At 74.8% G+C, this 18,961-nt stretch carries 21 protein-coding genes; 5 read left to right on the plus strand and 16 right to left on the minus strand.

Annotated elements, in window-relative coordinates; translation table 11 throughout:
• Window positions 1-54: 54 nt before the first annotated feature.
• The 8 genes from ZF1_RS24190 to ZF1_RS24225 form a co-directional block, all read right to left on the minus strand.
• Window positions 55-2,136, minus strand: coding sequence for a P-loop NTPase family protein (locus ZF1_RS24190; RefSeq protein ID WP_482638410.1), 2,082 nt, complete (start codon window positions 2,134-2,136; stop codon window positions 55-57).
• Window positions 2,133-2,297 (minus strand): hypothetical protein, encoded by a 165-nt coding sequence (locus ZF1_RS24195; RefSeq protein ID WP_482638411.1) that lies wholly within the window; start codon window positions 2,295-2,297, stop codon window positions 2,133-2,135. Before ZF1_RS24195 ends, ZF1_RS24190 begins: the two co-directional genes overlap by 4 nt.
• Window positions 2,294-2,521 (minus strand): hypothetical protein, encoded by a 228-nt coding sequence (locus ZF1_RS24200; protein WP_482638412.1) that lies wholly within the window; start codon window positions 2,519-2,521, stop codon window positions 2,294-2,296. The genes ZF1_RS24195 and ZF1_RS24200 overlap by 4 nt, the downstream gene beginning before the upstream one ends.
• A complete protein-coding gene (locus tag ZF1_RS24205) occupies window positions 2,518-3,150 on the minus strand; it encodes a hypothetical protein (RefSeq protein WP_482638413.1) in 633 nt (210 codons plus the stop codon). Before ZF1_RS24205 ends, ZF1_RS24200 begins: the two co-directional genes overlap by 4 nt.
• The gene (locus ZF1_RS24210; RefSeq protein ID WP_482638414.1) at window positions 3,147-3,317 is read right to left on the minus strand and encodes a hypothetical protein; all 171 of its coding nucleotides are present in this window, start codon (window positions 3,315-3,317) and stop codon (window positions 3,147-3,149) included. Before ZF1_RS24210 ends, ZF1_RS24205 begins: the two co-directional genes overlap by 4 nt.
• Complete coding sequence (locus ZF1_RS24215) at window positions 3,317-3,688, minus strand: DUF6907 domain-containing protein (protein WP_482638415.1); 372 nt, start codon at window positions 3,686-3,688, stop codon at window positions 3,317-3,319. Before ZF1_RS24215 ends, ZF1_RS24210 begins: the two co-directional genes overlap by 1 nt.
• Complete coding sequence (locus ZF1_RS24220) at window positions 3,685-4,065, minus strand: hypothetical protein (RefSeq protein WP_482638416.1); 381 nt, start codon at window positions 4,063-4,065, stop codon at window positions 3,685-3,687. Before ZF1_RS24220 ends, ZF1_RS24215 begins: the two co-directional genes overlap by 4 nt.
• A gap of 284 nt (window positions 4,066-4,349) precedes the next feature.
• On the minus strand, window positions 4,350-4,607 hold the full coding sequence (locus ZF1_RS24225) for a hypothetical protein (RefSeq protein ID WP_251786733.1): 258 nt from the start codon (window positions 4,605-4,607) through the stop codon (window positions 4,350-4,352).
• A 176-nt stretch (window positions 4,608-4,783) separates the two neighbouring features.
• On the opposite strand from ZF1_RS24225, the gene menE reads away from it, so the two are divergent.
• The 3 genes from menE (at window position 4,784) to ZF1_RS24240 (ending at window position 8,932) form a co-directional block, all read left to right on the plus strand.
• On the plus strand, window positions 4,784-6,022 hold the full coding sequence (gene menE, locus ZF1_RS24230; RefSeq protein ID WP_482638417.1) for an o-succinylbenzoate--CoA ligase: 1,239 nt from the start codon (window positions 4,784-4,786) through the stop codon (window positions 6,020-6,022).
• Window positions 6,023-6,248: 226 nt separating this feature from the next.
• On the plus strand, window positions 6,249-7,925 hold the full coding sequence (locus ZF1_RS24235; RefSeq protein ID WP_482638418.1) for a hypothetical protein: 1,677 nt from the start codon (window positions 6,249-6,251) through the stop codon (window positions 7,923-7,925).
• A gap of 134 nt (window positions 7,926-8,059) precedes the next feature.
• Complete coding sequence (locus ZF1_RS24240) at window positions 8,060-8,932, plus strand: 1,4-dihydroxy-2-naphthoate polyprenyltransferase (RefSeq protein WP_251786735.1); 873 nt, start codon at window positions 8,060-8,062, stop codon at window positions 8,930-8,932.
• Between the two features lie 81 nt (window positions 8,933-9,013).
• On the opposite strand, the gene ZF1_RS24245 is transcribed toward ZF1_RS24240, so the two are convergent.
• On the minus strand, window positions 9,014-9,490 hold the full coding sequence (locus ZF1_RS24245) for a DUF4229 domain-containing protein (protein WP_482638419.1): 477 nt from the start codon (window positions 9,488-9,490) through the stop codon (window positions 9,014-9,016).
• 300 nt (window positions 9,491-9,790) lie between these two features.
• On the opposite strand from ZF1_RS24245, the gene ZF1_RS24250 reads away from it, so the two are divergent.
• Entirely contained in the window at window positions 9,791-10,003 is a 213-nt protein-coding gene (locus tag ZF1_RS24250; protein WP_073576557.1) for a BldC family transcriptional regulator, read from the plus strand.
• 85 nt (window positions 10,004-10,088) lie between these two features.
• Window positions 10,089-10,322, plus strand: coding sequence for a hypothetical protein (locus tag ZF1_RS24255; RefSeq protein ID WP_482638420.1), 234 nt, complete (start codon window positions 10,089-10,091; stop codon window positions 10,320-10,322).
• 127 nt (window positions 10,323-10,449) lie between these two features.
• Here the strand turns inward: ZF1_RS24255 and ZF1_RS24260 are convergent, their stop codons facing one another.
• The 7 genes from ZF1_RS24260 to hemL form a co-directional block, all read right to left on the minus strand.
• The gene (locus tag ZF1_RS24260; protein ID WP_482638421.1) at window positions 10,450-12,756 is read right to left on the minus strand and encodes a nucleotide-binding protein; all 2,307 of its coding nucleotides are present in this window, start codon (window positions 12,754-12,756) and stop codon (window positions 10,450-10,452) included.
• A gap of 43 nt (window positions 12,757-12,799) precedes the next feature.
• Complete coding sequence (ccsB, locus tag ZF1_RS24265; protein ID WP_100878773.1) at window positions 12,800-13,756, minus strand: c-type cytochrome biogenesis protein CcsB; 957 nt, start codon at window positions 13,754-13,756, stop codon at window positions 12,800-12,802.
• Between the two features lie 6 nt (window positions 13,757-13,762).
• On the minus strand, window positions 13,763-15,409 hold the full coding sequence (resB, locus tag ZF1_RS24270) for a cytochrome c biogenesis protein ResB (protein ID WP_405414834.1): 1,647 nt from the start codon (window positions 15,407-15,409) through the stop codon (window positions 13,763-13,765).
• A complete protein-coding gene (locus ZF1_RS24275) occupies window positions 15,409-16,281 on the minus strand; it encodes a cytochrome c biogenesis CcdA family protein (RefSeq protein WP_476652750.1) in 873 nt (290 codons plus the stop codon). Before ZF1_RS24275 ends, resB begins: the two co-directional genes overlap by 1 nt.
• 96 nt (window positions 16,282-16,377) lie before the next feature.
• Complete coding sequence (locus tag ZF1_RS24280; protein ID WP_062398027.1) at window positions 16,378-16,977, minus strand: TlpA family protein disulfide reductase; 600 nt, start codon at window positions 16,975-16,977, stop codon at window positions 16,378-16,380.
• Window positions 16,974-17,633 carry a histidine phosphatase family protein gene (locus ZF1_RS24285; RefSeq protein WP_482638422.1) on the minus strand — a complete coding sequence of 220 codons (660 nt, stop codon included), beginning with the start codon at window positions 17,631-17,633 and terminating at the stop codon, window positions 16,974-16,976. Before ZF1_RS24285 ends, ZF1_RS24280 begins: the two co-directional genes overlap by 4 nt.
• Before the next feature lie 2 nt (window positions 17,634-17,635).
• Window positions 17,636-18,949, minus strand: coding sequence for a glutamate-1-semialdehyde 2,1-aminomutase (gene hemL, locus ZF1_RS24290; protein ID WP_482638423.1), 1,314 nt, complete (start codon window positions 18,947-18,949; stop codon window positions 17,636-17,638).
• Window positions 18,950-18,961: the final 12 nt, after the last annotated feature.

The raw sequence follows: 18,961 nt of genomic DNA on the forward strand, positions 1-18,961 counted from the left end.
CGGGTCGACGCGTCAACACACCAGTGCTGACGCGTCGACCCGTCTACGGCCTTCCTAGAGCGCCCTGAGATGCCCCGTGCGGGTCTCGCGGGCGGCCTTGAGGTCGTCGAGCTGGAACCCGGTGAGGTTCCGCCGCGGGGACCCCTTCGGGTCGAGCGGGTCCTTCCGGTTGATCGGCTTCGTGGGGACACCGCGCCGGGACAGCAGCTGCCCCAGTGACGCCTCGTTCAGCCCGTCCCACGCCTCCGGCCGCAGCACGGCGAGCGCGCCGACGGCGGCCTGGTTCCACATCCACGTCAGGCCCTGGCCCTCGAGCACCTGGATGAGGTCGTCGACCAGGTCGACGCCCGCGGCCTTCTTCTCCGCCTCGTCCGCATCCACGCCGGCGGCGTGCCCGGTGATGCGGTTGTCGGCTTCGCGGAGCTCGTGGGCGCGTTCCCCAATCCGGTCCGCGACCAGCGCGTCCAGGTAGAACGAGCGGACGACCAGGTCGTCGTCGGTGGCGCCGAGGACGTAGCCGACGCCCTGCTCGGACTGCTTGAACAGCTCCGCCTTCAACCCGCGGCCGTGGGCGCCGGTGCCGAGGACCATGTCGACGGCGACGTGGTCGGTCATCCGCAGGCAGATCTTCACCGAGGCGTTGGCGGACACCCCCTTGGGAAGGCTCGTCGTGTCCGGCCGCTGCGTGCACAAGATCAACGAGATGCCGTAGGCGCGGCCCATCCGGATGATGTCCATGGCGACCTTGCCTGCCTCGCCGCCGTAGGTCTCGTGGCTGAACAAGTTCTGGCATTCATCGACGACCAGCACGACCGGCTGCAAACCGAGGTCACGCCTGTTGGCGAGCTCTCGGGTCAGCTTCCCGTCGGGGCAGTCCTCCTTCGGCTGTGCGGACAGCACCTGGGTGCGGCGCACGATCTCGGCCTTGACCGCGTGCAGGTCCTGCAGGCAGGCCTGGATGACGTCGTCGGTGAGGCCGTAGCCGAACGTGTGCGACACCCGCTCGAGGGCGGCGAAGTCGTTCTGCTTGAGCGACCACAGCCGCAGCTGCACCGTCGGGTCGAGCGCGGCCGCGGAGGCGATGACCCTCACCGCCGCGGACTTCCCGGCACCCGGGATCGCGCCGACGACGATGTTGTTCTCGAACAGCCCCACCTTCACGATCCGGCCTCGCTTGTCGGTGCCGTACGCGGCGGGGGTGAAGAAGTCCGCGCGGCCGGCCTTGAGCAGCGGCCATACGGGCTGCTTCATCTTGCCCATCGGCTGGAACCCGACCCACAGCCGCAGGATCGAGGCGTCGTCGTCGTCGCCCTCGGGCCACACCGCGCCGGTCGGGCGGCGCAGCCCGTTCGCGAGTTCCTCCTTCGCACCGAGAACCTTGGTGACGGTGTAGCCGTGGGGGAGCCGGATTGTGGCCAGCCACCCGGGTCCGTCCCGCATGATCGGCGCCGGGTACTCGATCAGGGCGTCCTTCTTCATCCCGGGCAGCGCGCGGATCGCGATCTCGACGGCTTCTTGCCGCAGCGGCGGCGCGACGTGGGCGGGTGTGGTCGCCTTCGACACGAGCGGCCGTTCCCGGTTCCGCCCGACCACTCCGAGGGCGTTCACCGTCGTGGCGAGGAACAGCCACCACGCCCACCCGGGCGCGAGCAGCCACCACGCCCACCCGGGCGCGAGCAGCCACACCAGTAGCCCCGACACCAGCAGCACGAACGTGAACACGGCGGCGGCGATCCCGCGGTGCCGGATCCGGGCGTTCCGCTCCTTGGTGAGCTTGAGGTACTCGGTGACGTCGTCGCGTTCGACAGCGGAGAGCCGCAGCGGGCGGCCCTCGGTGTCGGTGAGCGCGTCGAACACCGCCCGCAGCACCCGGTAGGCGCCCACCGGCGCCCGCGCCAGCAGCCTCGCCTCATACACCGGGAGACGCAGCAGGTGAAACAGCACAATGTGCCAGGAGTAGCCGGCGGCCCACCGCAGGATCGGCGCCCGCTGCTCCCGGTCCCGCACCCACTCCGCCACCACGGGTGACTTGGTGGCCTCCCGGTGGGCGGAGATCCGGTCGAACGCCGTCGGGCGCGGGGTGGGGATCTGGTCGACGAGCTCCGGTGTCTGCTCGTCGGTGTCGAGGTCGCTCACCGTCGCCCACCCCGCTTCCGGCGCTTGGCGGGAGTGAGGACGAGGGTGAGGCGGCCCTTGCGGTCACGCTGCAGGAACCCGCCGACGAGGGTCTTCCCGGGCTTGGTGAACGCGCCCACGATCAGCGCGGCCACGATGAGGCAGAGCAGGACGGTGGTCATCGGGTCTCCTCCTGGTGGCCGGGGCACGCCCGCGCGCAGCGGGCGCACCGGGTGCAGGTGGTGCAGCAGCCGGGGCAGCGCCGGCACAGCCTGCAGATGACGTCGGGGTCGTTGCGGTGGAAGCAGCCGCGGCACTTCGGCCACGGGTTGGGGCGGGCGGGCCGGACCTCCCGGATCGCCCGCCGCCACACCCGCCGGGTGCGCCACAGCATCGGGCGGCTCATCGGGTCATCACCGGGTGACCGTTGCGGCGGGCGGCGATGAGCTCCCGCGCCTGGTGTTCGGTGACGCCAAGTTCGCGGGCGAGGCGCCGGCGTCCGGCACCGTCGGCGAGCAGGACGTCGACCCGGTCCACATCCAGCACCTGGTTCTGCCCGTTGCCTGCACCGCCTTGGGAGCGGTCCAGATCTGAACCAGCCTCCGACTGGTGCAGGTCGGAGATTGTCTGGACTCCATCCGGCTGAGGGGTGCGGACAGTGTCCGCACCCTCGTCGACCACCGGGCCCTGCCCGGTGGTTGCCGGGACGGTCCATGCCCTGGCGACGAGGTGGGTCGTCACGATCGCGCCGACCGGACCCACCAGCCCGAAGACGCCGTAGGCGTGCACCCCGGCGTACCCGGACACCGCCGACGCCAGGACCACCGCCGTCGCGGCCTCCCACCGCAGCCGCGGCTCGGTCACCCACAACCACGTCCCGGTGACCGCGACGACCTCGACGATGCCCACCGCGGCGGGGTGCGCCCACCCGGGCACGTTCACCGCCGCGGCCAGCGCCACGGTCGCGGTACCCGACAGGACCAGAGCGCAGCCGATCGCGGCCAGGACCAGGACGGTCTGCACGATCCGCTTCACCGCCGACCACCCACGATCCGCTCCCGGCGGGTCACCGCGTAGGCGCCCACGGCCATGACCGCGGACCCGGCCAGCAGGATCAGCATCGACGCCGTTTGCACCTGCACCACGGCCAGCACGGACACGAGGTAAGCGAGGACGGCCAGGAACCACGCGCGGCGCGGCATCACACCTCACCGCCCAGCGCCGTCACGGCCACGGTGACCGCCCGGGCCAACGCGGCAGCCTCCGCGACGGTCAGACCGGGCTCAGCCCCGCCGGCGCCGCGGACGCACACCACAGGCTCGTCGACCGTGATCCCATCGGCCGGATCCAAGTCGACGTACTGCTCGACCTGCACCGTGACCGGATGCTGAGAGAACTTCGGGCGCTCGACCGCCAGGATCTCCACGCCACGGTGATGCCGGTAGATCCCGCCAGCCGTCTGAATGTCGTCGACGGTGATCCCGTGGTTCGGATCGGCGATGCACCAGGAAGGGCAACGCAGCTCGGACGCCAGCAGCGCAACGTCGGCCGGGTCGAAGATGGGGATGCTCATCGCGCGCACCGCCCCGTGGCCGTCTCGGCGAGATCGGCGAGGTTCAGCAGCTCCGCCGCGGCCTGCCTTGCCTCGGCGGGGGTCAGCACGGACTCGGCGAACACCGGCCGGTCACCCGCCTCGGTCAGGGTCTCGGCGACCCCGACGACGATCTGAGGTGCGTCCACCACCCACTCGGTGCCGTGGTGGTCGCGGCTCATCGGCTGGTGCAGGAACAGGTAGGTGGTCATCGGGTCACACGCGGCGCCGGCGGCCGGTTCCAGCACCGCGGCCTCGGTGGCGCAGTACTGGTCCCACCTACCGCCGTCGCTGTGGGCTCGGCACCACGCGGCGTGGTCATGGGCGGGAACAGGGGCGTCGTTCAGTACGGTCTTCACGGGTCAGCTCCTGGGCTGATCTAGGGCCCGGCCAGCGCGCGTAATCGCTGCGTCCGGGCCCGCCTGTTGTGGAGGCGGGAAGATCAGTCAGGAGGAGGCCCTCGCGCTCTCCGGGCAGCCCGTGGGCAGCAGCAGAGAGCGAAACCCCGGGGGGCGCCGGGAGGAATCGGGAGGGATCGGGAAGTGGTAACTAGCAGGTCAAAGCAGTGATCCAGAGAGGACCAGCAGGTGACCGCGTACTGCAGAGGATCCGCAGCACCAGTCCCCCTGGCACTACTAGGTCGTCACTCCGCGGCGGGGCGCGGCCGGGGCACGGGGACCGGCCGCGCCGCGACGACGGCCCGCGGGCCGCTCTGCTGCGGGACGGCGACCGCCGGGCGCTGCGGCGCCGGGGCCGGGGTCACCGGGCCGGACGGCACGTCGAAGGCCAGGGCCGCGAGCTCGCCGGCGACCGCACGGTGCCCGGAGCCGGCGGGCCGGCGGCAGCGCAGCGAGCGCGGGCTGCCGGTCGGGGACGCGTCGGCGGTGGCGGTGTACGGCATGGTGAGCCCCTTCGAACCCGTGACCGGCGGGCGGGTGCGCCGCCGCTCTCACCCCCTGAGTCGGGTGGAAGGCCCCCCGCGTTGCACCCGCCCTACACCGTTCCCCGAATCTGATGAAAGACGCCGTTCGGACGCCGCTCCCGGTTGCGTGCGTCACGACAGACAGGGTTGACAGCATGACTGTGCGTGCACTTCCGGTGGACGGCTCCGCGGAGTCGGTGACCCGGCTGGCGGCCGCGCTGCGGGCCGCCGTGGACGGCACGGGCCCCGCGGTGCTGCCCGTGCGGGCCGAGCCGGGCCCGGGTCCGGGTGCCGCGGCGCCGGGCGACGCCGGGCCGGGCACCGCCGGACCGAGCGCGCTGCCCGGGCCGGTGGCGCGGGCCGCCGCGGCCGGGGAGCTGCCCGACGGGCTCGCCGCCGTCGTCGCCACCTCGGGGTCGACCGGGGAGCCCAAGTACGTCGCGCTCACCGCGGACGCGCTGCGGGCCTCGGCCGCGGCGACGCACGCCCGGCTCGGCGGCCCGGGGTCGTGGCTGCTCGCGCTGCCCGCCGAGCACGTCGCCGGGGTCCAGGTGGTGCTGCGCGCCCTGCTCGCGGACACGGCCTGCGTGGTCCAGGACGTCCGCGACGGCTTCCGGCCCGACGGCCTGGCCCGTGCCACCGGGCGGATGGCGCACGGCACCCGTCGCTACACCAGCCTCGTCCCGACCCAGCTGGCGCGGATCCTGGACCACGGCGGTGCCCCGCTGTACGCCCTGGCCGGGTACGACGCCGTGCTCGTCGGCGGGGCCGCTCTGGACCCGCGGCTGCGCGGGCGCGCGCTCGCCGAGGGGATCCGGGTGGTCACCACCTACGGGATGAGCGAGACCTGCGGCGGCTGCGTCTACGACGGCGTCCCGCTCGACGGCGTCGAGGTCACCCTCGACCCGGCCGACGGACGGGTGGTGCTCGGCGGGCCGGTCGTCGCCGGCGGGTACCTGGGGGCGCCGGAGGCGACCGCGGAGGCCTTCGTGTCCGACGGGGGCGTCCGCCGGTTCCGGACCGGGGACCTCGGCGCGCTCGCACCGGACGGGACGCTGACCGTCCTGGGCCGGGTCGACGACCTCGTCAACACCGGGGGCGAGAAGGTCGCACCGGCCGCGGTGGAGCGGGCGCTCCTGGCGGTCGACGGCGTCCGCGCGGCGTGCGTCGTCGGCCTCCCCGACGACGAGTGGGGCCAGATCGTGGCCGCGCTCGTGGTGCCCTCCGGGGCCGCACCGGACGATCACGCTCTGTGTGCCGCGGTCCGCGCGGCGTGCGGCCGGGCCGCCGTGCCGCGGCTGCTGCTGCGGGCCGACACCGTGCCCGAGCGCGGGATCGGCAAGCCCGACCGCACCGCCGTCGCGGAGATCCTGGCGGGGGCACGCCGCACCTGACCGCTCACCCAGCGGAGTTGTCGGTCACGGTGGGCAGTCGGATCACGGCGTTGCGTCACGGTCTCCACCACCCGATCCGTGTACACACCTTGGAGTTGGTTCACGCAGCGTGCGTTGCGCGCACCCCTGAGATCGAGTGTGCTTCGACCACTGGCGACACAGAGCCCTCACCCATCACAGGGCTCCCCGTCGTCACACGAGTCACAGCGATCAGCGGGGGTTGTCCATGCGCAGCATCACGCGGGCCGGGCTGCGGGCCATCGGTCTGCTCGCCGCGACCGGCGCGCTCTGTGCCGCCGCCACGGTCCCGGCGATGGCCGACGAGCCGGGCACGACGTGGCAGCCGGAGCTGAGCGAGGGCACCGGCAACGGTGTCGTCGTCTCGCCCGACGGGGCCCGGTTCGACCGGTCGACGGCCTTCGGGGCCCCGGCCGACGAGGGGGACACGGAGTCCTCGGCGGACCCGGCCGAGGTGGTCCCGACCGGGCTGCTGACCCTCGCGCCGCGCACCCTGGACACCCCGACCCGGGAGGTCGACTCCCGGCTCGTCGCGGACACCCCGCCCGGCTCGACGGCGTCGGTCGACGTCCGCGGGAAGCGGGCGGGCGGCGGCTGGACCGAGTGGATCCCCGCCCAGGACTCCCGCACCGAGCTGCCGGAGGCCGTCACCGAGGTGCAGGGACGCCTGGTCCTCACCGCCACCGGCGCGGCCGACCCGACCGTCCGGGAGCTCACCCTCACCGCGACGCCCGGCTCCGGCGCCGAGAGCGAGCCGGTCACCGAGGCCGCTCCGCGCAGCTACTCGGTGTTCGCCACCCGCGAGGGGCTCGTCGGCGGCACCACCGCGAACGGCCACAAGATCGTCAACCGGGACCGCTTCGTCGCGCTGCCCTCACGCCGGGCGCTCTCGGCCAACGGCAAGACCGACTACTCGGTCAAGGTCTGCGCCCCCAACGGACGCTGCGCGATCGCCCCGGTCTGGGACATCGGCCCGTGGAACACCAAGGACGACTACTGGAACCCGTCGAACCAGCGGGAGATGTGGAAGGACCTGCCCCAGGGCGTGCCGCAGGCCGCGGCCGCGCGCAACGGGCACAACGGCGGCAAGGACCAGTTCGGGCGCCGGGTCGCCAACCCGGCGGGCATCGACCTGGGCGACGGCATCTTCTGGGACGTCCTCGGCCTGAAGGACAACTCGCAGGTCCAGGTCGACTACCTGTGGACCGGGTCGCAGCGGCTGTCCGCGATCCGCACCGAGGGCACCCCGGACATCCAGATCCTCGCCCGGCCCGAGGCCGGCGCGGAATCGGTCGGGATCGCCGTCGACGCCACCGAGGTGCCGGTGCAGTGCACCTCCGGCGCGTTCGTCCGGATCGGCGACGGCCAGTACCTCCCGGCGACGGCGTTCACCGGGCTGCCGGGCGACGTCCCGGCCTGCGACGCGGCGGCACCGTCCGCACTCGCCGCACCCTCGCCCGCTGCACCCACCGCGCCCGACGCCTCCGCCGCTCCGTCGGCCCCCGGCACTCCCGCGGCTCCCCCGGCGCCCGGCACCCCCGCAACTCCCCCGGCGCCCGGCACCTCCGCGGCTCCCGCGGTGCCCGACGCCTCCGCCGCGGCCGGCGGCTCGCCGGCTCCGGCCCCGGCCGTCCCCACCGCACCGTCCGGTGCCACCCCGTCCGCGCCGGCACCGTCCTCCTCGACGCCGTCCGCGCCGTCCGCGCCGTCCGCGGCGACGGGGCCGGGAGCCGGAGCACCGGCCGCCGGCGGGGCCACGGCGGGCACCCCCTCACCCGGGTCCACCACCGCGACCACACCCGCGACCGGCGTCCCCAGCGGCGACAACCAGGCCGCCCGCGTGACCCCCGGCTCGGCCCAGCGGGCGCCCTCCGGCACCTCCTGACCGTCCTGCCCGGCAGCCACACCCCTGCGCCGGTCCGCACACCCGTTGCCGCGGGTGTGGCGACCGGCGCAGGGGTGTGGCCGTGCCGTGGGACGGCTCCGTCGGACGGCGGCGCGGCGGGATAGGTTGCCGGGGTGGCCACCACGGCAGAGTGGGTCGAGGGTGCGCGGCCGCGCACCCTCCCCACCGCGATCTCCCCCGTCCTCGTCGGGACCGGCGCCGCGCTCGGCGTGGGCGCCCTCGCCCCCGGTTCCGCGCTGCTCGCCCTCCTGGTGGCGGTCGCGCTGGTGATCGGGGTGAACTTCGCCAACGACTACTCCGACGGCATCCGCGGCACCGACGACGACCGTGTCGGCCCCCAGCGTCTGGTCGGCTCCCGGGCCGCCGAACCGGCCACGGTGAAGGCCGCGGCGTTCGCCTGCTTCGGGGTCGCCGCCGTCGCCGGGCTGGTGCTCACGGCGGTCTCCGGCCAGTGGTGGCTGCTGCTGGTCGGGGCACTGTGCATCGTCGGCGCCTGGTACTACACCGGCGGCTCGCGGCCCTACGGCTACGCCGGGCTCGGCGAGGTCGCGGTGTTCGTGTTCTTCGGCCCGGTCGCGGTGCTGGGCACCATGCTGACCCAGGCCGGCCGCGTCGACGCCGCCGCCGTCGGGGCCGCGGCCGGTGCCGGGCTGCTGACGTGCGCGGTCCTGGTCGCGAACAACCTGCGGGACATCCCGGGCGACCGGGTCGTCGGCAAGCGGACCCTCGCGGTGCGGCTCGGGGACCACGGCACCCGGATGCTCTACCTCGCGCTGGTGCTGGTGCCGTTCGTCGTCGCGGTCGGCGCCGCGTTCGACCGGCCGGGGCTGCTGGTGGCGCTGCTCGCGCTGCCCGCCGCGGTGCGGCCGGTGCGGATCGTGCTCGGCGGGGCACAGGGGCCCGCGCTCATCCCGGTCCTCAAGGACACCGGCCTGCTGCTGCTGGCGTGGGGCGTCGCGGCGGCGGTCGGGCTCGCGTTCGGCTGAGCGCTCCCGGCACCGCGCACCTCCGGCGGACGCGGCCCGGGGCGCGTCGGCCCCGCCCCCCGTCGGACCGGGCCCGGACCGTCAGCGGGTCGGGCCGTCGCCCTCCGACGGGGCCGGGTCGGACCCGGCCGGCACCTCGGCCCCGTCCGCACCGGCCGCGGCGGGCGGGGACGCGACGGTCGACGACGCGGACGGCGCGACGGGGGCGCCCGGGGACGCGGGCGCGACGGGCGCGTCCGGGGACGGCGGCGGGCCGACGTCGCCGCGCAGCTGGGCCCGCAGCGACGCCCGCTCGGAGGACCGGCGGGCCGTCGACGCGGCGATCGCCCGGTCCAGCCGCTCCCGCAGCCCGCGGAACAACACCATCGACAGCGGCAGTGCGACGACGAGCGCCACGAGCAGCGCGACGAGCCACGGCACGCCGATCAGCGCGAGGACGACCGTCATCACGGCGAGCAGACCGAGCCGCGCGAGCGTGTAGAGCGCCACCGTGGTGGCCAGCCCGGGCTCACCGGCGCGCTCCCGCGCCGCGGCCTGCGGCGGGGTCGGAGACGTCATGGTCCCCAGGGTACGGGCCGGACCGGCCGGACCGCGGCTGCCCGGTTCCACCCGGACTCGCCCCGGACGTCCGGATCGCGGGCACCCGCCCGGGCGGCGGTCCCTCCCCGGGCGTCCCCGCCTGTCCGGTTCGAGTCGTTCACCGGCTTTGCCCTTTAAGAACCCTTTACTCACACAACACCGTTCGAGTACCCGGGGTCTGAGGTGTCACGATGGCCCGGAAACCGAGAGCGGTACCCGGCCGGATGCCTCCGGCGAGCACCGTGACACATACTCCACGTGCACTTCGGGAGGATCCCCATGGCAGCTCCGACTCAGGCACCCGAGCGTCTCCTCACCCCGGGTGAGGTGGCCACGCTCTTCCGCGTCGACCCCAAGACCGTGACCCGCTGGGCCTCGGCCGGGCGGATCGGCTCGATCCGTACGCCGGGCGGCCACCGCCGGTTCCGCGAGTCCGAGGTCCGTGGCCTGCTCGCCGACCTGACCAGCGAGGCCAACACCGGTCTCCGCTGATCCGGAGCGCACACATGGGGTGAGGGTCTCGACTTCACCCGTACGTCAGGCCACCTTCGCTACGCTGGACAGCGGAGGTGGCCTGATGTTGTTCTTCCTGATCCTTCTCGCCGGCGCGGCCGTGGTCGCGGTGCTGCTCGTGCGGACCCTGCGGTCCGAGCAGGTGGTCTCCGACCGCATCCCACGCGCGGAGTTCCCCTGGTCGCCGGGCCAGCGGGCCGAGAAGCCGCGCGCGACCGGCCCCGACGACGATCCCGACTTCCTGCGCGAGCTCGACGAGAAGGTGCGTGACCAGGAGGACCCGCCCGAGCGTTCCTGAGCGGGTCGCGCCGGCCGGCACCTCCCCGACACGCCTTGACCGAAGGGCGGTCCACCCACCGGGCGGACCGCCGTTCGGTGTCTCCGGTCACGTCCGGGGCGGCGACGGGGGCCGTCGCGGCCCGGGATCAGACCGGGAAGCCGTCGGCGACGGCCGCCGCCAGCTCCAGCAACGCCGTCCGGGTCGTCTCCTCCAGGCGCTCCAGGTCGATCTCCGCGCCCTCCTCCAGGTGCGGGTCGAATGGCACCTTCACCACGGCCCGGCACCGTCCCGAGAAGTGCTCGGCGACGCGGTCCAGGTCCACCCCGCCACCGGCACGCCGGTAGACGGTGTTGATGACGACGACGGCGTTGCGGACCAGCGCCCCGTAGCCGTGGGCGTCGAGCCAGTCCAGGGTCGCCGAGGCGCTGCGGGCGCCGTCGATCGAGCCCGACGACACGACGACGATCTGGTCGGCCATCCCCAGCACGCCGTACATCGCAGAGTGCATCAGACCGGTGCCGCAGTCGGTCAGGACCAGGTTGTAGAAGTGCTCCAGCAGGTCGACCGCGCGCCGGTAGTCGTCCTCGCTGAACGCCTCCGACACCGCCGGGTCCTGCTCGCTGGCGAGCACCTCGAGCCGGGACACGCCCTGCGAGGTGTAGGCGCGGACGTCGCTGTAGCGGCGGACCCGGTCGGCGTCGCGCAGCAGGTGGCGGACGGTCGCGGTGGTCTCCAGCGGGATCTTCTGGCTCAGCGTGCCGCGGTCGGGGTTGGCGTCGACGGCCACGACCCGGTCGCCGCGGTGCGACGCGAACGTCGCCCCGAGGGTCGCGGTGACCGTCGTCTTCCCGACCCCGCCCTTGAGGCTCAGCATCGCGATCTTGTGCGAGCTGATGAGCGGCCGGTTCGCGCGGGCCACCAGGTCGCGCCGGTGCAGCTCCGCGGGGCTCTCCCCCGGGTTCACCAGGCCGCCGGTGAGCACGTAGACCCAGCGACGCCACCCGCTCGTCGGCGGACGGCCCGCGCTGCCGTGCCCCGTGCGCGAGGGCGCGAGGTCCAGCCCGCCGTGGGGCTCGTCGCCGCGGCGGTGCTGCGCGGCCCGGGCCTCGATCGCCTCGGGGGCCGTCCAGCGGGGCCGCTTCACCCCCGTCTGCGGGCGGCCGCGCGGCGGGGTGAGGGTGCGCTGGGGCCCGGTCTCCGCGGACTCGTCGTCCCAGGCGGCGCGCCAGGGACGTTCCCCCTGGCGGGGGCGCCGGTCGTCGCGGGAGCGCTCCGTCCGGGGGGTGCCGGTCCGGGCCCCCCGGCCGGGGTCGCTGCCGGCTGCGGCGGGCCCGGCGACGGCGGCCCCGTCCTCCCGCGCGGTCGCCGGGCGCCGGGCGGTCTCGGCGGGCCGTGCCGGCCCCGTGTTCCCGGAGCCCTCGCCCGGCGCCGGTTCCGGGGCCGGACCGGCGGAGGACGGGTACCCGTCCCGCACCGCGCGGCCGCCGTGCCCCGCGTGCGCCGGACCCGCAGGATCCGTGGGCGCCGGAGCGGCGGGGTCGGAGTGCGGCGGATCGGCGGACACGGGCGCGTCGTCGTACCCGGCGGCCGCGGTGCGGCCCGGGGAGTCGTACCCGGCGGCCGCGGTGCGGCCCGGGGACTCGTCCCGGGAGGCCGTGGCGCGGTCCGGGAGGTCCGGGCCCGCGGCGCCGCCGTCCGGCGGGTGCCCGGGGGCCGTGGTGTCACCGTCCGCGGAGTGCCCCGGGGCCGCATCGCCGTCCGGGGGGTACCCGGCGGGCGTGTCGCGGTCCGGGGGGTACCCGTGAGTCGTGTCGCGGTCGCCGGTGTCGTCCGCCGCGCGGCCCGCGGACCGGTCGGCGCGCCAGATGAGGTCCGCGTCGGGGTCGTCGTCGGGCACCGCGGAGGCGGGCACGGCCCACCACGGCTCGGGGTCGGCGCCCGCGGCACGGTAGAGACCGGTGTCGTCGGGGCCGTGGTCCTGCACGGCCGGGTCCGGGGCGGCGTCGTCGCGGCGGTGCCGGGGGTCGCCCGCAGAGGCCGGGGCGGGCTCGTCGTCGGGGTCGGCGACGGTCGCGGCGCCGGAGGAGGCCGGGCGCGGGGTCTCGCGCAGGGCGGACAGGTCCATCCCGTGCGGCGGGGTGGACGGGTCGATCTCGTCGACCAGGTCGTCGTCGATCTCGGGCAGCTCGCTGCCCCACGCCGAGCCCGCCGGCGGGGTCTGCGTCCCGACGGCCGCGCGGCCCGGGGCGGGCGCCGACGCGGCGCGTTCGGCGGCCGACGGGGTCCGCGGCGGCGTGGCACCGGCGTCGGGGACCGGCTCCGCAGCGTCGTCACCGCCGGTCCGCCTGCGCCGTCCGAAGGACCGGCCGGGGGACTCCGTCGTGGCCCAGCGCTCCCGCACGTAGCGGCCCACCGAACCGTCGGGCTGCTCGCCGGAACCGTTCTCACTCACGGGAAACGACGGTAGCCGCGCGGAACCCGGTGGTCGAGGCGCCTCACACCCCCGCGTACGAGTGCAGTCCGGCCACCACCATGTTGATGAAGAACAGGTTGAACACGATCGTGGCGAAGCCGGCCGTGTTGATCCAGGCCGCGGCGCCGGAGTTCTTCCACCCCGCGGTGGCCCGGGCGTGCAGGTAGGCGGCGTAGAGCACCCACGCGACGAAGGCCACGGTCTCCTTCGGGTCCCAGCCCCAGAACCGGCCCCAGGCCGCCTCGGCCCACACCGCGCCGGTGATGATGCCGAAGGTGTAGAGCGGGAACGCGAGCACCGTCACGCGGTACGCCAGCCGGTCGAGCGACTCCGCCGACGGCAGCTTCGCGGCCCACGACGCCGGCTTCCCGTTCCGCTTGACCAGGAACAGCAGGCTCGCCACACCGGGCACGAGCAGCAGGCCCGACGCCAGCGTGATCGTCGTGACGTGGATGATGATCCAGTACGACTGCAGGGCCGGGACGACCGGCGCCGCGTCGAGGTAGAGCACGGTGCCGGTGACGAACATGAGCAGCACGACCGGCGTCAGCACGAACACCCCGGCCGGGCGCAGACCCGGGTGCCGGCGCACGAGCACCAGCCACGCCCCGACGGCCATCAGGCACAGCGCCGACGTGAACTCGTACATGTTGCCCAGCGGCCACCGGTAGGCGGCGAAGCCGCGCAGCACGATCGACCCGAGGTGGGTCAGGGCCGCCAGCACCATCAGCGAGATGCCGATCCGGCCGTAGCGGTCGGCACGGGAGCGGCGGCCGTCGTCGGACGGGGGCTCCTCGGGCGCCGCGACCGCCGTGGACCCGGCCCCCACCGGGGCGGGCTCCTCGTGCCGGGCGGCGGCCCGCGCGACGCGCCGGGCCGCGTACTCCAGCGACGCGAACACCAGCGCCAGCAGCAGCACGACGAGCGTCGCCTGGAACAGGCGGTCGCTCCACATCGCGGTGGTCGGGTCGACGAGCATCTCGGGTTAACCGTCCTTCTTGTCCGTCGGGTCGAGCAGCTCGGTCGCGAGCCGGTCGAACTCCTCGCCGTAGCCTGCCCGGTCGGTCCGGGCCAGACCACCGAGGGCGATGTGACCGCCCCCGCCGTCGCGCGGGGACACCCGCACCCAGAACCGGCGACGCGTGACCGACAGCGACAGCGCGAGGCCGCCGACCATCAGCACCGCCGCGGCCAGCACCCAGGACTGGCCGGGGTCGTGGCCCACCTGCAGGTTCACCCACGGGGTCACACCGTCGAACCGGACGACCGTGCCGTCCGGCAGCCGTGTGGTGTCGCCGATCCCGAGCCGCGCCGTCGCGACGGAGCGCAGCTCGCCGTCGTCGATCTTGCTCTGGTCGACGCTGAAGATCGACTGGCCGCGGCCGTCGTCGATGCCGAGGTCACCGAGGAGCACGTCGACGTCGGCGGTCGGCGAGCGCAGGTCCGGGTGCACCGACACCAGCGTGCCCTCGGGGTCGACCGCGCCGGTCGGTGCGAACGTCCCGGTGACGGCGAGCTGCGTGGTGCGCCGCTGCTCCGGGTCGGTGATGCCGGGGCGCTCGAACTTCGTCGCCCCCTCCGACAGCTGGGTGCCGGACTGGTCGACCGGGCGCCACTGCACCTCACCGGTGCGGCTCTGCCCGTCCGGCCAGGTCACCGTGAACTCCGGTGCGTAGCCGTAGCCGGTCAGGTAGACCCGGTCGCCGTCGGTGCGCAGCGGGTGGTTGACCGCGATCTCGTCGGGGCGCCAGGTGCTGACGCCGTCGCGGACGTCCTGCCCGGTCTGGAACCCGACCGAGGCGCCGAAGGTCGACGGCTGGCCGTTCGGCAGCCAGGTGCCGTCGAACCGGTCGACCTTCACGCAGAAGTTGTTGAGGTCGGTGCCGTCGACGCGCAGCCCGGCGCGGAAGCTGTCGTAGCCGAGGATGGAGCTGTTGCAGAACTCGCTGCCGTCGGCGCGGACGATGACGTCGCCCTCGTAGCCGTACATCTTGCCGCCGGCCAGGCCGAGCAGGATGCCGATCAGGCTGAGGTGGAAGACGAGGTTGCCGGTCTCGCGCAGGAACCCCTTCTCCGCCGAGATCGTGCGGGAGCCGTCGTCCTCGGTGCGCTCCACGGTGCGCCAGCCGCGCAGCAGCCGCCGCACCCTGGCCAGCTCGTCGTCGACGCCCGCGGTCGTGTCGCCCTCGGCGTGGTGCGGCAGCCGTGCCAGGTTGCGCGGGGTCATGACCGGGGGCTGGCGGATCGAGCGCAGGTACTCGCCGGTGCGCGGGAACACGCAGCCGACCAGCGAGATCATCAGCAGCAGGTAGATGGCGGCGAACCACGGGCTCGCGAACACCTCGAACCCGCCGACCGCGTCGATCACCGGCGCGACGGCGGGGTTGTCGCGGTAGAAGTCCTCGACGAGGAACGCGTTCAGCGACCGCTGCGGCAGCAGGGCCCCGGGCATCGCGGCCAGCGCGAGGAGGAACAGCAGGACCAGCGCGGTGCGCATGCTGGTCAGCCCGCGCCAGGTGTTGCGCAGGAACGCCAGCGCGCGGGAGAGCGGCCCGGGCCCCGGCGACGACGGGGGCACGCCGTCCGGTGTCGACACGGACGGCTGCGGCGGGGCGTCGGGCGGGGAGCTCATCAGATCGGCGGGGTGAATCCGGCGATCGACACCTGCAGCCTGACCAGCCACTGGGACCACAGGCCGGAGACCAGCAGCGCTCCGACCCCGACCAGCAGCACTCCCCCGGCGATCTGCACCGCCCGGGTGTGGCGGCGCAGCCAGCCCAGTGCGCGCACCGCCCGGGTCGCGCCCAGCGCGATGAGCACGAACGGGATCCCGAGCCCGGCGCAGTAGGCCAGGATCAGCACGATCCCGCGCACCGAGCCGCCCCCGGTACCGGCGGCGACGGCGACGACCCCGGCCAGCGTCGGCCCGATGCAGGGCACCCAGCCCAGGCCGAAGACCGCGCCCAGCAGCGGGGCGCCGGCGAGGCCGAGCCGCGGCGTCCAGTGCGAGCGGTACTCCCGCTGCAGCGCCGGGACGGCCCCGGCGAACGCCAGCCCCATCACGATCATCACGACGCCGCCGATGCGCTGGAGCAGCGCCTCGTTGTCGATGAGGACGTCGGACAGCCACACGACGCCGACCATGATCGCGCCGAACACGACGGTGAACCCGCCGACGAACAGCAGCGCGGCCCCGGCGACGCGCCAGCGGCCGTCGTCCCGGACCGGCGCGGCGGTCACGGCGGCGGCACCCGCGACACCGTCCTGCACGCCGTCCTCGGGGGCGGCCGCGGTCCCGCCCCGGCGGGCGGCGGCGCGCTCGGTGGCCTCGGAAGGGGTGACCGGCGGGGACTGCGCGCCGACGAGCCCGGCGAGGTAGGCGAGGTAGCCGGGGACCAGCGGGACGACACACGGCGACGCGAAGCTCACCAGCCCCGCGGCGACCGAGACCAGCACTGCGAGCAGCAGCGGCCCCGAGATCGCCAGCGTCGTCGTCGCGTCCATCGCACCCCAGGGTAGAAGCCCTGCTCGGGGTGCCGCGCGGCGGGTTCTACAGCGTGTAGTTCACCGGGCGGGGCGCGACCGCGCGATCACCCGGGGTCAGCGGGACGAACCGGACCTCGGCTCGGCGGCGAGCCGGGTGATGAGCGGCAGCAGGTCCGAGCTCCCGACCGGGACCAGGAACACCGCGGCCACCCGGGCGTCGCGGTCGAGCACGATCGTCGAGGGCACGACGTTGCGCGGGTAGCCGTCGAGCCGGGCCAGGGTGCGGCCGGGCGCGTCGTAGATCGAGTCGTAGGTGATGCCGCGGTCGGTCACGAAGTCCAGGGCGGCCTGCCGGTCGTCGCGGACGTCGATCCCGAGGACGACGGCCTTGCCCCGGGCCGCCTCGGCCACGGCCTGCAGCTCGGGGGCCTCGGTCCGGCACGGGCCGCACCAGGAGCCCCAGATGTTGATGACCCGCACCGTGTCGGGGAAGTCGCCGATGCCGACCTGGGTGCCCTCGCGCAGCAGGCTCTCGCCGCGCAGGTCGGTGATCGGCTGACGGCTCTCCGGCGGGTCGTAGGTGATGCGCACCTGGCCGCCCGGGGCGACGAACTGGAAGTCCTGGCCGGGTCCTCCGCCCGCGGCGTCGCGGCCGACGCCGCAGCCGGCGACGAGCAGCAGCAGCCCGAGCAGGGCGGGCAGCAGGCGTCTCATGCCCCGGTCACCATCGCGCCGCTCGGGCCGGCCGGCTCGGCGTAGCGCAGCCCGGTCATCCGGGTGCCGGTGAACTCGATGCTGGTCAGCGAGGCGAGCGCGCACTGGCGGCGGCGCGGGTCGTGCCAGAGCAGCTGCCCCATGAGGTAGCGGCGCAGCGTCCAGATCGGCAGCTGGTGGGACACGCACACGACCTCGCGGCCGGGTGCGAGCGCCCGCGCGGCGTGCACGGCGCCGAGCATCCGGTGCGCGATCGCGAGGTACGGCTCGCCCCAGGACGGGGTGAACGGGTCGCGCAGCAGCCGCCACACCTGCGGGCGCTTGAGCGCGCCGTCGCCGACCCCGAACCGCTTGCCCTCGAAGAGATTGCCGGACTCGATCAGGCCCTCCTCGGTGTGGATGTCGACGCCGTGGGCGTCCGCGATCGGGCGGGCGGTCTCCTGGGCGCGCTGCAGCGGCGACGCGACGACGGCGGCGACGTCGTTGCCGTCGAGGTACGCGGCGACGGTCTTGGCCTGCGCCCGGCCGTGGTCGGACAGGTGGTAGCCGGGGATGCGGCCGTAGAGGACGCCCTCGGGGTTGTGCACCTCGCCGTGGCGCAGCACGTGCACCACGGTCACCGGCCCCGACGCGGGCGGGCTGGTCCGGTCACCCATGCTCAGGCCCCGTCCGGACGGGTGGCGGCGGCCGCGGCCCGCGCGGCGGCGGCCAGGCCGGTCTCGATCCGTTCGAACGCCTCGTCGTCCAGCGCGGTGGAGACGAACCAGCCCTCGAAGGCGCTCGGGGGCAGGTAGACGCCGTGGTCGAGCATCGCGTGGAAGAACGCCGGGTAGCGCCAGGTCTCGGCGGCCTTGGCCCCGGCGTAGCCGGTGACCGGGGTGTCGGTGAAGAACGGCGAGAACATCGTGCCCGCGTACTGCAGGGTGTGCGCGACGCCCTCCCGCTCCAGCGCCGAGGTGACCAGCGCGCCGACCCGGTCGGCGTGGGACTGCAGGGTGGCGTAGGCGGCGTCGTCGGCGTGGCGCAGCGTGGTGAGCCCGGCGGCGACGGCGACGGGGTTCCCGGCCAGCGTGCCCGCCTGGTACACCGGCCCGGCCGGGGCCAGGTACGACATGTGCTGCGCCGACCCGCCGAACGCGGCTGCGGGCAGCCCGCCGGACATGACCTTGCCGAAGGTGTAGAGGTCGCCCGCGACGCCGTCGCAGCCGAACCAGCCCTGCCGCGACGCGCGGAACCCGGTCATCACCTCGTCGATCACCAGCAGCGCGCCGTGCGCGTGGCACAGGTCGCGCAGCCCGGCGTTGAAGCCCTCGACCGGCGGCACCACGCCCATGTTGCCCGCGGCGGCCTCGGTGATCACGCAGGCGATGTCGGCGCCGCGCTGCTCGAAGACCTGGCGGACGGCGTCGAGGTCGTTGTAGGGCAGCACCACGGTGTCGGCGGCCTGGGCGCCGGTGACACCCGGGCTGGTCGGCAGGCCGAGGGTGGCGATCCCGGAGCCGGCGTCGGCGAGCAGCGCGTCGACGTGGCCGTGGTAGCAGCCGGAGAACTTCACGATCACCGTGCGGCCGGTGATCCCGCGGGCGAGCCGGATGGCGCTCATCGTCGCCTCGGTGCCCGAGTTGACCAGGCGGACCTGCTCGACCGGGGTCCGGTCGACGATCTCGGCGGCGAGGTCGATCTCGCCCGGGGTGGGGGTGCCGAACGACAGCCCCTGCGACGCCGCCGACCGCACCGCCTCGACGACGGCCGGGTGCGCGTGCCCCAGGATCATCGGCCCCCAGGAGGAGACGAGGTCGACGTAGGTGGCGCCGTCGGCGTCGGTGAGGCGGCAGCCCTCACCCGAGACCATGAACCGCGGGGTGCCGCCGACCGAGTTGAACGCCCGCACCGGGGAGTTCACCCCGCCCGGGATCAGCTCGGTCGCCCGCTCGAACAGGCGGGCGGACTCCTCGGGTTCCGGGTTGCTCACGGCGGTCCCTGC

Source organism: Pseudonocardia sp. ZF1 (genome assembly GCF_056835605.1).

Excerpts from the sequence above, each read along its gene's own strand:
- ZF1_RS24275 (WP_476652750.1), bottom strand. The coding sequence starts at position 16,281 with ATGGACGCGACGACGACGCTGGCGATCTCGGGGCCGCTGCTGCTCGCA.
- ZF1_RS24255 (WP_482638420.1), top strand. The coding sequence starts at position 10,089 with ATGTTGTTCTTCCTGATCCTTCTCGCCGGCGCGGCCGTGGTCGCGGTG.
- ZF1_RS24200 (WP_482638412.1), bottom strand. The coding sequence starts at position 2,521 with ATGAGCCGCCCGATGCTGTGGCGCACCCGGCGGGTGTGGCGGCGGGCG.
- ZF1_RS24215 (WP_482638415.1), bottom strand. The coding sequence starts at position 3,688 with ATGAGCATCCCCATCTTCGACCCGGCCGACGTTGCGCTGCTGGCGTCC.
- ZF1_RS24280 (WP_062398027.1), bottom strand. The coding sequence starts at position 16,977 with ATGAGACGCCTGCTGCCCGCCCTGCTCGGGCTGCTGCTGCTCGTCGCC.
- ZF1_RS24245 (WP_482638419.1), bottom strand. The coding sequence starts at position 9,490 with ATGACGTCTCCGACCCCGCCGCAGGCCGCGGCGCGGGAGCGCGCCGGT.
- ZF1_RS24285 (WP_482638422.1), bottom strand. The coding sequence starts at position 17,633 with ATGGGTGACCGGACCAGCCCGCCCGCGTCGGGGCCGGTGACCGTGGTG.
- menE (WP_482638417.1), top strand. The coding sequence starts at position 4,784 with ATGACTGTGCGTGCACTTCCGGTGGACGGCTCCGCGGAGTCGGTGACC.
- ccsB (WP_100878773.1), bottom strand. The coding sequence starts at position 13,756 with ATGCTCGTCGACCCGACCACCGCGATGTGGAGCGACCGCCTGTTCCAG.
- ZF1_RS24210 (WP_482638414.1), bottom strand. The coding sequence starts at position 3,317 with ATGCCGCGCCGCGCGTGGTTCCTGGCCGTCCTCGCTTACCTCGTGTCC.
- ZF1_RS24250 (WP_073576557.1), top strand. The coding sequence starts at position 9,791 with ATGGCAGCTCCGACTCAGGCACCCGAGCGTCTCCTCACCCCGGGTGAG.
- resB (WP_405414834.1), bottom strand. The coding sequence starts at position 15,409 with ATGAGCTCCCCGCCCGACGCCCCGCCGCAGCCGTCCGTGTCGACACCG.
- ZF1_RS24225 (WP_251786733.1), bottom strand. The coding sequence starts at position 4,607 with ATGCCGTACACCGCCACCGCCGACGCGTCCCCGACCGGCAGCCCGCGC.
- ZF1_RS24195 (WP_482638411.1), bottom strand. The coding sequence starts at position 2,297 with ATGACCACCGTCCTGCTCTGCCTCATCGTGGCCGCGCTGATCGTGGGC.
- ZF1_RS24235 (WP_482638418.1), top strand. The coding sequence starts at position 6,249 with ATGCGCAGCATCACGCGGGCCGGGCTGCGGGCCATCGGTCTGCTCGCC.